Source organism: Verrucomicrobium spinosum DSM 4136 = JCM 18804 (genome assembly GCF_000172155.1).
Classification (GTDB): Bacteria; Verrucomicrobiota; Verrucomicrobiia; order Verrucomicrobiales; family Verrucomicrobiaceae; genus Verrucomicrobium; species Verrucomicrobium spinosum.
Genome location: NZ_ABIZ01000001.1, coordinates 4495009 through 4510336, shown reverse-complemented (window position 1 = coordinate 4510336; position 15328 = coordinate 4495009). Strand labels below are relative to the sequence as shown.

Below are 15328 nucleotides of genomic sequence, written 5' to 3'. Positions count from 1 at the left end.
GATCCCTTCTGACCGCCCATGAATCCAGCCTCCCCCAGTCACAAAGAAGAAGTCATCAAGCTCTGCGATCGCATGCTGGATGATGCCAGCTTTGACGTGAAGGATCGCGAACGGCTCGAACGCTTGGTCATCGATGATCCGGGGGCCCGGAGAGCCTATGTGGAATACATGCAGCTCCAGTCCCTGCTGGGGGATGTGCGCTACAAAGACACCCCCCTTGCCGAAGTGGTGAATTTACCTGTGTCTGCACCGAGGATGAGGGTGGGAGGTCGGTGGTCTGGCCGGTGGGGGCAGGGGATGGCAGCGGCAGCGGCCGTCGTCATCCTGGCGGTCGGCTGGAGCATGGGGCGGTGGCAGGGGCAGCAGGCCGTGAGCGCCCTCTCTGGGGCTGCCGTGGCGACCCTGGTGGATGTAAAAGGGGCCCGCTGGGACGGCGGCAGCCTGCCCACGGAGGTGGGGGCGGTGCTTTCCACGGGGCGTCTCCGTCTGGCTGCGGGTTTGGCGACCCTGGAGTTTGAGAAAGGGGCTCGCTTGACTCTGGAAGGACCAGCCGACTTGGAATTGCTGAGCCCTGAGAGGTGCTACCTGCACAGCGGAGCTCTGGTCGCGCATGTGCCGCCGCCAGCGGTAGGCTTCATGGTGGAGACGGCTCACGCTCGCCTTATCGATCACGGTACTGACTTTGGGATTAGCACTGGCGCAGACGGACAAGCTCAAGTCCAGGTGTTCCATGGCGAGGTGGAACTCCAGCACCATCGCAGTGGCGAGAAGGTAAACCTCCTGACTCGTCAGGCTGCCCGCATCACGGAAGAGGACCTGCGCCGGAGCGGCGGGGATCTCGAATCAGAACGACCGGACACCCGCCGGGTGGTGCCGGAGGGCGCAGACGTCGTCACGCTCACCACCAACTCGGGGCGGGGACAGGCTGCGTACGTGTGGTCACCTGATACGAAGACCCATTTTTCCGACACACTGCTGCTTCTCAAGCACACCACGCAGAAGGCTTGTCGGCGGAAAGCTTGGCTGGGCTTCGATCTCTCCCTGCTTCAGGGGCGGGAGGTCCGCTCGGCATCCTTGACACTGCAGTTCGAGCCTACTGGTTGGGGTTATGCCTCGTTGCTTCCCGACTGTGAGTTTAGCGTGTACGGTGTGACCGATGATACGTTGGATGCTTGGACTGAGGAGACTGTGAACTGGGAGAATGCCCCAGGAAACGATCCCCAGTCCGAGGGGGCAGACCTTTCCAAAGCCGTCAAACTGGGCAGCTTCACGATCCCGCGCGGGGATGTGGCCGGTGCCTTCTCCATCCGAGGTGAAGCGCTGGCCCGCTTCCTGACCAATGACAAGAACCTCTACGCGACGCTGGTGGTGGTGCGGGATACGCCCGAGAGTGTAGGTGGCGGTCTGGTGCACGGATTTGCGGGGAATAACCATCCTACGCTCAAGCCTCCAACGTTGCGTCTGGTGCTGGATTGAGCCTTGCTGCCTTCGTGGGCGATAGAGCGGCAACGTAGCGCAGATTGGCAATCGGCGGAGGTTGCTGCGTGCTAGGCCCCTCTGGCTCCAGCCAGCACAAGCTAAACGGAATAAAGGGGGCGGGGGGGCAGCGTCGATCAGTCGCAGAGCCCCGGAGGTCAATCGCGACTGCCTCATACGAATCGTCCGAAAGCACCCGAAACCCTCAGTTCGCCCGCGGGACCGGAGATCCCGCCACCCCTTAACGACGGCCCTTCTTCTCTGTGGTGACAACGGGTTCGGGGTGACTAGTTTGCCGCGTTAGCCCTGACCAATCTACCCTACAGCTTCCTTCAACCGTGCGGCCTAGGCAGATATCTTTGCGGCAGCTGTCAAGCAATCGCTCACTGTGAATAACTTCGAATTTTGTTCGCAACTTCCGCTGCTACGACAGCAATTTTGGCAACTTTCAGCTTGCCAGTGATCTGCCCGAACGTTGACCTATATGGATATTGCATGGAGGAGTGGCCATACCTTCCATCTTGCCTATGTGAAGATCGCGACACCTTTCAGTGCTGGGTTCAAACATTGCGAACCCTCAACGCAAACCGTCCAAACCCTCTGCAACTGCTTGAACAAGAGGTGAAAAGGGAATTTTGCGACATTTTGGATATGTGCCTAAAACGTTGGCGTAGAATCTGTTATGAAGAATGGTGACGAACAATTGCCAAAACAGGCTTTTGATAGGCAGAATCTGACTGTGTGACGCGCGTGTAACGGAGGATGAGCGGGCGTGATTTTTCCGTTCCACGCAATTAATTCGGGCGTTCCACGCGATCGAGGTGCGAGCGCTGAATTGGCCTTTCAGGGCTGACCCCGCAGGCTATACTCTCCGTGGTCTGGCACCCAGTGTGAGGAAGATGTGAATAACTTGTGGGTAATCTCGTGTGAAGCGGGTTGGTAACGAGGCCAGGCTCGGAAAAACCGCGTTGCTGGACCTGTGTCAGAGTCGCGAGAGAGCGTCTGAATTATGGGAGGTATGGTGTCGTGAAAGGGGGGCCTCTACCCAAGCAAAAAGGGAGCCCTCATCGGACTCCCTTTGCATGTGATGGGGATGATCGCCAAGTGCAACCGACCTCAAAGCCCGGCAATGCGCTGAGCCTGACGTACCCCTTGGATAAATTTGGCCCGCTCACCTTGCGGATCCGCACCTTTGGTGCCTTCAGCGATGTCGAGCACCAGCTTGTGGTTCAGGGCGCCCACATTCTCCGTGCCTTGGAGAAGGAGGCTAAATCCGACCATGGCAGTCTCAAACACGAAGTCCTCACGTGAATCCTGCCAAGTCTGGCCACGATCAAGAATCTTAAGCGGGGTCGGGTTGGCAACGTTCGCGCTCCGCGGCTGGGCCAACTCGATAGTGCCCAGCGTTACCGGTCGTTCCGTGGTAGCGGCGAAGTTCCGGGAGGGAATGATCTCGTACCAGGCAAAACGGGTGGCCAGGGTGCCGCCAGCAGTGGGAGGCATATGTTTCTCCGCCACAAGGCGATAGCCCTGCACGTGGAAAGGGTCAAACTTTGCCACGAGCTGGTAGGTGGCTTCGTTCACCTCCACTCCTGGCTGGTTCACCGGTACGCGGGCGACAAAGCGCAACAAGCGGCGGCTGGAATCCCATGGGCAGGAAGCGATTTCTGCCTTCCATGAGTGGATGTTCAGCGCAGGTTGGGGATCGGGTTTGCGAAGCGGCTCCGGACCTGGTTTTTGACCACCAGACATAGGAGATGCCAGCTTTACCCCGGCGAATTCATCTGGAACAGGAAGTTTGGCGGGGCGGAGGAGCTTGGGCTGTAGAGAGATAGCATCCTGTTGCGTGCGATGAGCCATGGCAAAGGCCTTTATGGAGAAGGCCGGAGGGGCTGGGCGGGGGGCAGGGTTGCTGGCGGGAGATTCCGCCAGGACTGCGAGTTGCGCGGAGGCACGCACCTCAGGCGTCAGCACTACGCCGTCGAGCGCGGCTTCTACATGCATGGCCACTGGGGCAGCGGACTCCTGCGCGATGACGGGAGGGGCCATGACGGGAACGAAGTCCAGGGGTTCCACCCGGGTGGAGATCGAGGCTATTTCCACAACCGGCGCTGCGGGAACAGGATTGGCCGGGATGGGTTCGTTGGTCGTCGCCAAGCTTGGGGAAGCGGGAGTGCTCGCACCAGGTGAGGCAGACTTTTGGCCCACCACAAAGGCTCCCACTGCCAGGCTGGCGGCGGCGGCATATTTGACCGCATTCCACATGGGGCGGCGGTAGGTTTGGGCTGGGGTGGCAAAAGGGATGACCGCAGCATCGCGGGCCGGGGTGCTGGCCATGGCCAGCACAGTCTCCCGCTGACGGGGGTTCAATGTGCGCCGTGGGATGGAGGGTGCCTCCTGAAGCACGGAAAGCGTTTCTTGAATGAGCTCAAGCTCGGCCCGGGCTTCCGGGGAGCTGGCAAGCCACTGACATACCCGCGTGGTCTGCGCGGCATTCAACTCGCCCATGGCATAGGCGGTGAGGTCAGGGTGATCTTCGTAGTTCATGGGATTTGCAGAATCGGGTAAAGGGGATTTGGGGGGAGGGGCTTCAGATCTCGCTGTAGGTGCGATGCATCAGCTTTCGCAGTCGCTTGATGCCGGTGTGCAGGAGGAAGCCCACGTTGGTGACACTGAGGCCGGTGACGGATGAGATTTCTTTGTAGCTGAGACCGTGCTGGAACTTGAGGCGAATGACCTCGCGTTGGTTGAGGGGCAGTTGCTCCATGCACTGCCAGACATGCTCGAGCATTTCCTCCTTGCTGGCGTCCTCACTGGGATCGGGCTGCCATTCATCCAGCCAGTCGAGGTGGTCGTCGTTGTCCGTGAGGACGAGACGGTGCTCCTTGCGGAGCACGTCGAAAGCCCGATTTCGGCACACAGCGTAGAGCCATGCTTTGAGATTTTCGCGGACCCGAATCGGGTCGGCGAGATAGAGCTTGAGGAGGGTGTCCTGTACGACATCCCGGGCGCGTTCCTCATCACCTCCCAAGATGCTGCACGCGTACGCAATGAGGCTGCTCTCATGCTGGGCGAGGGCTTCCCGCACCAGCCCGCTGGCTGTTGGATCACTAGGCTGTGGAGGCATGAAGGCATTGCTCACAGCAGGAACGATCAAGGGATGGTATTATTAGGCCTCCTTAAGATTTCTTAAGAAAATGAGCGGCGTCCCCAAGGGTACGTCTGGATACTGTCACTTGCTCGGGCACAATGGCAAGCCCGAACAAAAAGAGAGTGGATTGAAAAGAAAGAAAAACCCGCCCCGATGGGATCGGAGCGGGCTTTTGTGGAGCGACGGCCAAGGCGGGTCAGCCAGCGCTGCGGGCTAGGACTTGGGGATCTCGTTGAGCGTGTAGTAGCCCACGGGGTGTAGTACTGGCGCTCCGTCCTTGGACTTCACGCCCGGGACATCGAGCTGGTGAACGTGGCCCTTCGTCAGCGGGGTCACTTTGAGCTTCACGATTGTGCCATCAGCGGAGACCGAGGCCACTTCCACCTTGGGAAGGACTTCATCCACCTCAGGGCTGCCATAGCTGGCCTGCCAGATGTATGTCCAGGCGCGCATCTTGTAGTTGTTGGCGTCCTTGGCCGTGGTTTCATCCACTGGCTGGGTGAATTTCACCTCGAACCCTTCCGGGCTGGCCTTGATCTCATGCATCTCAAACGGAACCTTGCCCGTCCAGGTGATGCGCTCCAGGTCGAAAGGCTTGCCGCCTCGTGCACCCCAACCGCGGTCGGACCCGCCCACAAAGAGCACGCCATCCGGGGACATGCGCACGCCGATGGGGCCGCTTTGCAGACCCTTCAGGAAAGGGAATACACAGCCCTGCTTCACACCGTTCACGGTTTCCAGTGTCACACGATTCACCACCGAGAAGGACTGGTCGGTGATGAAAAGTTGCTTGGTGAAGGGGCCAAACTTGCCGCTTTCGTCCCAGTCCCAGGCCGTGGGGGAGTTTCCCACCTTGGCATGAGGCAGGATTACCGCTGGTGGGGCGAACTTCGGATTACGCTCGCGTTCCTGGGTGATGCGGGTTCCAGTCACGCTTTCCAGGGGTTTTTCACCCAGCGCGTTGTCCCACCACTTCAGTGTTTCCGGATGCCCGTGGAAGGAGCCCACCAGCAGCGGCTTCAGGGAGCTGGAGCCGTTCCACACGCCCTGGTTGTCATCATAATAGGCGGTGCCATCCGGCGAGAAACCCACTCCGCCAGGTGAGCGGAGGCCCGCTGCGGTGGGGATGGATTTGCCATCTGGGGTGATGCGCAGGCACCACCCACGGTAGGGGGCATTGGAGTGGAATGAGCCCGTGAGACAGAGGGTCACCCAGAGGTTTCCCTTGGGATCAAAACGAGAGCCAAAGGCGTACTCGTGATAATCGCCGGTGATGTTCCAGTCGGCGTTCACCGTCTCGAAGATGTCGGCGCGGCCGTCACCATCCTTGTCCTTGAGTCGGGACACCTCCGGACGCTGGGTCACATAGAGCCAGCCGTCCTTGTAGGCCAGGCCCAGCACCTCATGGAGGCCGGAGGCAAAGTGCTGGTACTTGGCATTGGCGGGATCCGTGGTGAAGGCGTTGTCCACGATGTACACATCGCCACGGCGGGTGCCGACAGCGAGTTTATGCTCGGGGAGCAGTTCGATCGCGCCCACCTCGGCCACGATGTCCGCAGGGAAGGAGAAGGGCTCGATCTTGTAAAAGTCAGACTCCTGCGGAGCAGGGGACTGGGCGCGAAGGGCGCTGGGCGCCAGGGGCAGCAGTGCTGCAAGGGCAAAGGCAAAAGTTTTCATGGACGTGTCGAAATGGGTTCGATGAAGAAACGGAAAGGGTGCGGTTTACTTTGCGTTCCACGCATAGGTCAGCGTGAATTCTGCCCGGCCGTCCTTGAATTCCACGGGCAGGAGCACCTCCGTCCGCCCGCCGTCCTTACGCACCAGTGGCTCGCCGCCGGCCACCGTCACCTTCACCACCTTGTCCACCAGGAAGTCCGGGCCCTTCTCTTCCACATTGCCGGCGAGGGCGAGGAAATAAAGCCCGTTCTTGCCACCGGGGCTGGCGAATTTCACGGTGCGCTTGAGGGAGGCGTTGCCGTCTTTGGAGGTCCCGGAGGGGAAGTAGGACTCCTCCACTTTCACCCCTTGATACTCCCACTTGAAGGTGGGCTGGCGTTTGGCGTCCAGCTCATACCCGTGGAACCGGTAGTCGGCATTGCGGAATTCGTCCTTCTTGTAGGCCGCCACCCAGGGGGCGGAGCCGGAGTCCAGCGTGCCCAGGGCGCGCTGCTGGCCCAGGCTGGCTACATCGTAGCCCAGTGGGGGCTGGTCGCCCGCGCCGCGGCCCGTCCAATGCCGCTTGGCATCCATGAAGGCACCCTGCCACACGAGCGCCAGGTTCATCTGGTCGGCATCCCAGCAGAGGTTCACCCCGCCCGGGTAGCCCACAGCGATGCCGCGGGGGCCGGAGCCCTTGATGAAATTCCGGTAGATGAGAGCTTCGTCCTTCACCACCAGAGGGAGGCCCTGGTACTTCTGCTCGTCGGTTTCACGACGATCCGTGTTGGGCACCCACTCGGAGAGTGCCGTCTCCTTGAATCCCGGCCCGGACCAGCCGAGGTAAAACTCCGCCTCGCCGCCGCCCTGAAAGTAGTGGGCCAGGATCTTGTGCTCGCCTTTGGTGAGTTTGATTTTCTTCTCCTTGATGCCGAATGGGTGGATCCCGTCCGCCTCGATCACTTCCTTGTTGTCGATGAAGATGCGAATCCCGTCATCCCCACCGGCTACGAACTTGTACTCCCCGTCCCTAGGGCAGTCGATCATGCCCTCAAACTCGTAGGCGAACTTGTTCTTCTCCTTGTTGATGCTGATGTCGCACTTCCCAGCGGGGAGGGGGCCGCCAGCCAGAGGGGTGAGTTTGCTGAAATCCGGCAACTTGTTGAAGCTGCCCGTGTAATAGCGGAAGTGGAGGTTCCGGATCGGAGGCACCGCCTTGGCCACGGTGAGCAGGCCATTCATGACCATGGCATGACCGGGGAATGTGCAAACGTACGGGTACTCGCCTTCCCACTCCGGCGCGGTGAAACTGATGCTGCCCTTCTGGTGAGGATCCACCATCTTGGTGTGCGCAATGATACGCTTGTGCTCGGGGATCCATTGCTTCACCATCCCGGCTTCGCCAAGGTTCCACGCTACCTGGGCTACCTCCATGCCCTTGTCATTGCCGCCGCCGTCCTTCGGCAGGCAGACCACGACGTTGTGCGGCAGGTCGTCCAGGTTGTCCAGTGTGATGGTCACCTTCGCACCCGGTTCGGCGATGATCGCCTCCGTGTCATACCGCATCTGGGCCGGCAGAGTCTTGATGGTGACGGCGACATCCTTGGGCGCGGCGGCCGAAAGGGGAAGAGCCGCGGCGCAGGCCGTCAGCAGGGTGAGTACAGGTGGGCGAAAATGCATGGGTGCTGGGAAACGTGTCGAGATGGTACTTTTCTGCCGGAGCGGAGAAAAAGAGATGAACTAAAACGCATTTGCACCGCGGAGTCTTAATGGTTGGACTGACATATTTTGTGGACTTTAGGACATGAAAGTATCGGTGGGAGATTGGCTGTGGCATATTTCCACAAGGCGGGATGGAATGATCTGAATGCGGCAGTGGCCGCATGGTCGTGGGAGGGCAAATGCGAGACGCGCGTTCTTCATTGGCGCGGGGGAGTGTTGGTTTCCTCGTTCAATGCAGAGGCAGCCACTCCACGCCTTTCACGCTCGTCTTTTCGTTCGATTGATCCACCGCGAACGCAACATCACCCAGCTCTACTCACCCCGGATGCCCTTCATGATTTGCTCAAAGCTCCGGTCGGTGCGTGGGGTCACCGTGTCGCCGCCACCGATCCGGTAGCCAAAGTTGTCTTCGTACACCTGTTTCATCGCGGGTGACAGATCCCGCATGAACTTGCCCGGGTCTTGCTTCATCTTTTCAGTCTGCAACTCAACATTCATGGCGGGAACGCCGGTCTTGTCGGCCAGGACCTGATCCAGCGTCACCAGCCACTCGGCGGTGAGCCGGCCCCAGCGGACGTCATCATCCGGGGTGCCTTTGCCACCCACGATGAGAAGTGCAATGAGGGGGCCGTTTGACTGGATCTCACGCTGAAGGTTAGCCATGTCATCCTTGGACAAGTTGCCGGATTCGATGGCCTGCGTCAGATAATGTCTGCGCACCGCAACATTCAGTTCGGGATCTGCAAAGCTGCCCAGCAGGTCCACATTGACCCCTTTGTGAAAATGGTGGCCAAACTTGGCATTGCTGGAGAGTCCCAGGGCGGTCTCCACGCTCCGGTTCCGCTGATCTATGAGGCCCAGCATGCCCTTGACCATGCCGTCAAAGTTGCCCGCGACCCCGGCTTGAATGCCAGGGGAGAGCCTGGCCTGAAAGCTGTCCTCCAGCACTTTCCGCCGGGCGGCTTGTGTGCCGGTGATGGCGTCGTTCAGAGAGGGGATCTTGAGTTTTTCCAGGGCCTTTTCCAACTGGGGAATTTGCTCGGACGGGAAACCTTCCAACGGGCTTGCCGCACCGGCGAGGTCGATTGCCAGTTCAAAAAGCCTGTCACGGATTGACTCCTTGAACTTCTCGAAGTCCTCCGGGGGCTTGGTGCCGAGCTGGCCGTTGGATCGTTCGTATTCGTCCACCAGTGCCTGAAAACGCATGACGTGGGAGAGAAACTCCTGCTTGTGCGTGCCGGGCTTCTTCGGGGCGTCGTCCACAAAGTCATCTTCGCCAAAATCGGTGAGCAGTTCGGCGGCGAGATCCGTCAGTTGGGCTTGAATGTTGGCCGCATGGTTGTTGGCGGATTCTCGCACCCGCGCCTGGGCCTTGGCGATGGTTCCCTCGGGGTCCAGGACTTCGGGGTAGGGGCCGTCCCTGAGAGCCATCTTCATCAAGGGAAGCGGCGTGCCTTTGGGGATGTGCTCCATAAGTGCCTCCAGCAGGACCTTGCGTCCGTCCGTGCCCAGACCGCCCACCACCCGGGCCACCATGGCCCGGGCTTTCTCCGGATCTGCCTCTCCCATCATGGCCCGGTTGAAGCTCTGTATGAGGCCCCGGAACGCGAGGGAGACAGACTCCCGGGAGTCTGTCACTTTGTGGATGGAGTTCTCGCGATCCACCAACGTTCCTTGAAGTCGGCCTTCGTGGACGGCGAGTGCATTGTTCAGGGAGTCGGTCCAGGCCCGCGCCTCCGTTTCGAAGCTGCCCTGCCGGGACTTGATCTCCTTGTGGATGATGCCCGCGAGGTCCTTCAGAGGGCCAGCAAAGGGGCTGCCCTCCACCCCAGACGAAAAGGCCTCGGCAAGGGCGGAGAGCTCTGTGGAACTCAGGGATTTTATCTGCTTTGCGAAGGACTCCTGCGCCGCAGTGTCCTGGTCCATGCCGCGCTTGACCGCAGGTTGCGCGGCAAGGTGAATATTCTTCATGTAGGCCTCAAAGTTGGGGTGCTTGGAGGCGTTCACCACGGACCCTTTCGGCATGCTGGACAGCATCTTCAGCATCTCGAGAGTGGTTTTGTCCACTTCCTGCAATGAGGCAGAGGTCTTCTCTGTAGTGCGAGTCTCCTTGGGTGTGGTGAGATCGGAGAAGAACTTGGACATTCCTGTCTTGCCCACCGGCGGCTTCCATTCCGCTTGGGGAACGATGGCGGGCTTGGGTGGATCTTCTTGCGGAACAGGAGGTGAATCGCTTCCTTGTATGCCGGAAGAAGGATCCATCTCGGGCGACTCGGTGCGCTCCACGTGCGCAGCCTCGTGCTGGAACCTGGCGAGAAATTCGTCGCCAAAGATGATGGACTCGTGATCCAGGGTGTGCACGACGTTTGACCGGTGTTCGGTGCCCTCGGTATCCTTCAATCGGCTCACTCCACCACCCGTCACAGAGACCTTGAGGCTGGAGATGTCATGGTCGCTCTCTCCATGAAAAAGAGTAACGTCGTACGGGCCCTCCGTGCGGTCGGCGAGCCGGGCATAGGTGCCGTTTCCCAGATCCACGCCTTGAAACTTCTCGCCATTCACTTCGATTTCCGCAAAGGCGCGGACTTCGCCGTCCACCTTGAGGGTGGGCATGGCCTGGAAGGAGAGGGTGGCTTCGGCAACTTTCATGAGGCGGGGGCGGAGTGACGAGTCGTTGTTGTGAGCATCTAGCCGAACCGGCGTTGCAGGTTACCTAAAACTTGGTGACGAGGATGCCAGAATGGGCAGGGTGACAATGAAGCTTTCTCCTGTCGCCACTCCTGCGATGGCCGGTGAGGACCCCTATCCCCATGTCTTTTCCCGAGCCCGCGGAACTAAGCGCGAATGAACCCCGCTGGAGGTTCAGTCAGCGGAAACTCGGTGGGCGCATCCTGTTTGGCCAGCAGATCGGGCAACCGACGTCTCCAGATGACGAGGACGCTCACCAGGTCCTTGAGGTGCCGGTAGAGGGCCTCCGGCTCTGTCTGGTTGAGGTCGAAGATTCTGCCTAGCAGTACCTCCTGCTGGGGTTCATCGATGGAAAAGAAGGCTCCCGCCGTGCCCCTGCCGAAGGCGTTGGCAATGAGGAGCGGTTCCAGCAACGTGTTGCGAGTGGCGGCGTTCAGTTTGCACAAGGGGGCATAAAGATGGGCTGCGGGCAGCTTGGGGTCGGGCTCCAAATGGACCACCAGATCATCCCCAAACTTGAGGCTGGCCACGCCGTTTCCATTGAGCGACAGGGTGTCGAGGCCGAGTTGCTTCCCAAGGTAGTCTAACAGAAGTTGGAACTCCATGCCGCAACCTCCCCGGATGTTCTGTGATGGCAACTGGATTGATGGATTTCGCCAAAGGTGTCACGTGGAGGAGGAAGTCGGAGAAGATAAATGAAAAGCGTGAAAGAGTGCTTGGCCTGGTGAAGTACTGTTGGTATATCTCTGGTATACCAGTAGTGCACCATGACGGACTCCCTGAGCGAAAAGGCCTATCATCACATCCAGCGCAAGCTCCTCTCCGGGGAGTGGGCCGCCGGGGATGTGCTCTCTGAGCTCAGCGTCGCGCAGGAGATGGGCATCAGCCGCACGCCGGTGCGGGAGGCGTTTCGCAACCTTGAGCAGGAGGGGGTGCTGGAGCAGGTGCCGAGATTTGGCACCCGGGTGAAGGCGCTGGACCGGCGCGACTTGGTGGAACTGTACGAACTGCGTGAAGCGTTGGAGCCGTATGCCGTGGCGCAGGCAGCCGGGAAACTGGTGCCCGAGGACCGCGACCGCCTTCGCGCGCTGTGTGCGGAGTTCAAGACCATTGCTGGGGAACTTCGCCACAAGGGCAAGACCCGCCCAGACGCGGGCATGATGAAACGACTGATGTCCGCAGACATGGCCTTCCATCAGCTCCTCATCCGCGCAGCGGGCAACCGGCGCATGATGAAGATCGTGGCGGACAGCCGGGTGCTGGCGCGCATCTTTACCACCTCCCGCCAGGAGCATGACCTCAAGGTCATCGAGCAGACCTACCGCTACCACGTGGAGATTCTCCAGGCGGTGGAGACGGGCAAGGGCGAGCAGGCCCGCCGCTTGATGAGCGAGCACATCCGCGCCAGCATGGAGGAGGCGCTGGAGCACTATGACACGCGGAGCGCTGCGATCGGCACCCAGGACATGTCGCTGGGATTGCCGGACGAATTGCTCACCGAGTTTCACCGCATCGAAAAGCAAGCCAAGCCCGGTGCGACCAGACGCCGGAGCCGCCCCGCCTGATGCCCTATTGCCATTCTTGCAAGTTTCCTAAAACCAATCCATGAACCTGAGACACGTATCCTCACGTCTTCCCGTGCTTGCGGCCGGGCTTTCCTTGCTCTGTGCAGGGGCCGCTTCCGGCCTGGAACGCCTCAAATACAACAACCCAGGTCTCAAGGTGGACCTGGGTGTTGGGCTGTGGGCCTGGCCGTTGCCGATGGACTTCGACGGCGATGGTGACCTCGACCTGGTGGTGAACTGCCCAGACAAGCCCTACAATGGCACGTACTTCTTTGAAAATGCGGCTGGGGACACGGCCAAGAACAAGATGCCGGTCTTCCAGGCAGGGCGGCGCATCAGCAAGGGGATGCAGAACGTCCAGGTCTCCTACGTGGATGGCAAGCCGGTGGTGATGAGCCCTGGCATGATCCATCCCGATTTCCTCAAGACGGGCATCGATCAGGGAACGAAGCTGGATTTGCCCGCCAATGTGCATCCCAACAAGGTCCGGGCCAACATGTGGCGCATGGTGGACTACGATGGCGACGGTCTGCAGGACGTCATTGTGGGCGTGGGCGACTGGACAGAGTACGGCTGGGACAATGCCTACGATGAGAACGGTCACTGGTGCAATGGACCCATTCGCGGGTACGTGTATGTGGCCCGCAATGAGGGCACGAATGAGCAGCCCAAGTATGCCAATCCCGTGAAGGTGATGGCTATGGATCGACCGGTGGAGACCTTCGGCTGGCCCTCGCCAAACTTTGCCGACTTCGACGGCGACGGGGATCTGGACTTGCTCTGCGGTGAATTCCTGGATGGCTTCACTTACTTCCAGAACACCGGCACGCGGGACAAGCCAAAGTACGCCTACGGCAAAAAAGTCAAAACGGCAGAGGGCAAGTACCTCAAGATGGATCTGGAGATGATCACTCCCACGGCGATCGACTGGGACAAGGACGGAGACCTGGATCTGATCGTGGGGGATGAAGACGGTCGCGTCGCGTTCGTGGAGAATACCGGAAAGTTCGAGGAAAAAGACAAGTCGCCGTTGTTTCTGGCCCCGCGCTATTTCCAGCAGGAGGCGGATGACGTGAAGTTCGGCTCCCTGGCCACACCGGTGGGATTTGACTGGGATGGCGATGGCGACATCGACATCATCAGCGGCAACACCGCCGGTAACATTGCGTTCATTGAAAACCTTAGCGGCATAGGCGTCGAGAAGCCCAAGTGGAACAAACCACAGCTGCTCAAGGCTGGTGGCAAGGTGCTCCGCATCATGGCCGGACCGAATGGCAGCATTCAGGGGCCCTGCGAGGCCAAGTGGGGCTACACCACCCAGACCGTGGTGGACTGGGATCTGGACGGCCTGCCGGACCTGCTGGTGAACTCCATCTGGGGCAAGGTGCTCTTCTACAAAAACACCGGCACCCGTACCGCGCCGAAACTCGCTGCCGCCAAGCCTGTGGCGGTGGAGTGGAAGGGGAAACAACCCGAACTGGCGTACGGCTGGCTCCGCCCGCAGGGCAAGGCCCTCCTCACGCAGTGGCGCACCACCCCGGTGGGGGTGGACTGGAACAAGGACGGTCTGCCGGACTTGGTGATGCTGGATCAGGAGGGGTATCTGGCCTTCTTCCAACGGGCGAAGGTGGACGGTGAGCTTAAGCTCCTGGCCCCGCAGCGCGTCATGCTTGCTGACAAGCTCAATGAGGGCGAAGCCGGGCCGAAGTTCTTCCAAGCCAGTGGGGGTGAACCGCTATGGATGAACAAAAAGATCGCCGGAGGGAGCGGTCGTCGCAAGCTCTGTGCCACGGATTGGGATGGTGACGGCAAGCTGGACTTGCTGATCAATGCGGCCAATGCCAGCTTCGTCCAGCAGACGGCGGCGGCAGATGGCAAGTGGTACTTCAAGGACCGCGGACTGATCTCGCCCATGAACATCGAGGGCCATGATGTGAGCCCTGCGGTGGTGGATTTCAATGGGGATGGAGTGCCAGACTTCCTGGGTGGAGCGGAGGATGGTTATTTCTACTACCTGAAGAATCCTGGTTCGGCCGCCCCGGTCCCGAAGACTCAGGCGGCTGCGGCTGGTCTGACATCAAGTGAGTTCATTTATGACAAGGCACCTTTCCCGTCCTGTCACGCCTCCACCATTGCCCAGGCTGCAGACGGCACGCTCCTCACCTCATGGTTTGGCGGCACCGCAGAAGGGAAGCCGGATGTAGGGATCTGGGTGTCCCGTCAAGTCGGTGGCAAGTGGAGCGAGCCCGTGGAAGTGGCCAATGGATTGCAGGCAGACGGCACGCGCCATCCCTGCTGGAACCCCGTGCTCTTCCAGCCCAAGCAAGGCCCGCTCTGGCTCTTCTACAAGGTGGGACCTTCTCCGCAAACCTGGTGGGGCATGTTGCGCACCAGCACGGACGGTGGCAAGACCTGGGGTGAGGCCGTGCGTCTCCCTGACGGCATCCTTGGACCGATCAAGAACAAGCCGGTGCAACTGGCCAACGGGGACATCCTCTGCCCGACCAGCACGGAATCTCCCACCAAGCCCAGCAAATGGGCCGTCCATTTTGAGCGGACCTCCGACATGGGCAAGACGTGGACTGCGACCCCAGCTCTTCACGACGGGGAGGCCATTCGCGCCATCCAGCCCAGCGTCCTTCTTGCCGGAGGTGACAAGCTCATTGCGCTGGGCCGCTCTGCCCAGGGGAAGGTCTTTGAGATCGAATCCAACGATCTTGGGAAAACCTGGGGCACGATTCGTCTCGGCTCGCTGCCCAACCCCAACTCCGGCACGGATGCGGTGACACTGAAGGACGGACGGCACCTGCTGATCTACAACCACACGTCCAAGGGGCGCTCGCCTCTGAATCTGGCCATTTCCAAGGACGGGGTGACCTGGCAGGCCGCCCTGGTGCTGGAGAGTGAGAAGGGGGAGTATTCCTACCCGGCGATCATCCAGACGCCGGATGGCAAGGTGCATGTCACCTACACCTGGAAGCGTGAGAAGGTGAAGCACGCCGTGATCGATCCGGCAAAGCTTGAGCCAAAAGACTTGGTTGACGGCAACTGGCCTCAGTGAGCAGACTGG

Annotated in this window: 9 protein-coding genes; 3 read left to right on the top strand and 6 right to left on the bottom strand. The window is 60.2% G+C overall.

Going from position 1 to position 15328, the window contains the following annotated elements:
- Positions 1–18: 18 nt before the first annotated feature.
- The gene (locus tag VSP_RS18240) at positions 19–1476 is read left to right on the top strand and encodes a DNRLRE domain-containing protein (protein ID WP_009962494.1); all 1458 of its coding nucleotides are present in this window, start codon (positions 19–21) and stop codon (positions 1474–1476) included.
- A gap of 1116 nt (positions 1477–2592) precedes the next feature.
- On the opposite strand, the gene VSP_RS18235 is transcribed toward VSP_RS18240, so the two are convergent.
- The 6 genes from VSP_RS18235 to VSP_RS18210 form a co-directional block, all read right to left on the bottom strand.
- On the bottom strand, positions 2593–4023 hold the full coding sequence (locus tag VSP_RS18235; protein ID WP_009962493.1) for an anti-sigma factor family protein: 1431 nt from the start codon (positions 4021–4023) through the stop codon (positions 2593–2595).
- Between the two features lie 43 nt (positions 4024–4066).
- Positions 4067–4633: an RNA polymerase sigma factor gene (locus tag VSP_RS18230; protein WP_053332354.1), complete on the bottom strand. Its 567-nt coding sequence runs from the start codon at positions 4631–4633 to the stop codon at positions 4067–4069.
- A 207-nt stretch (positions 4634–4840) separates the two neighbouring features.
- Entirely contained in the window at positions 4841–6304 is a 1464-nt protein-coding gene (locus tag VSP_RS18225) for a PQQ-dependent sugar dehydrogenase (protein WP_009962491.1), read from the bottom strand.
- 45 nt (positions 6305–6349) lie between these two features.
- On the bottom strand, positions 6350–7963 hold the full coding sequence (locus VSP_RS18220) for a PA14 domain-containing protein (protein ID WP_009962490.1): 1614 nt from the start codon (positions 7961–7963) through the stop codon (positions 6350–6352).
- Between the two features lie 354 nt (positions 7964–8317).
- Complete coding sequence (locus VSP_RS18215; RefSeq protein WP_009962489.1) at positions 8318–10654, bottom strand: hypothetical protein; 2337 nt, start codon at positions 10652–10654, stop codon at positions 8318–8320.
- A gap of 185 nt (positions 10655–10839) precedes the next feature.
- Positions 10840–11298 carry a type III secretion system chaperone gene (locus tag VSP_RS18210; RefSeq protein ID WP_009962487.1) on the bottom strand — a complete coding sequence of 153 codons (459 nt, stop codon included), beginning with the start codon at positions 11296–11298 and terminating at the stop codon, positions 10840–10842.
- 162 nt (positions 11299–11460) lie between these two features.
- Between VSP_RS18210 and VSP_RS18205 the strand changes: the two genes are divergently transcribed.
- The gene (locus VSP_RS18205; protein WP_009962486.1) at positions 11461–12258 is read left to right on the top strand and encodes a GntR family transcriptional regulator; all 798 of its coding nucleotides are present in this window, start codon (positions 11461–11463) and stop codon (positions 12256–12258) included.
- Positions 12259–12298: 40 nt separating this feature from the next.
- Positions 12299–15319, top strand: a complete 3021-nt coding sequence (locus VSP_RS18200; protein WP_009962485.1) for an exo-alpha-sialidase — start codon at positions 12299–12301, stop codon at positions 15317–15319.
- The last annotated feature ends 9 nt before the right edge of the window (positions 15320–15328 follow it).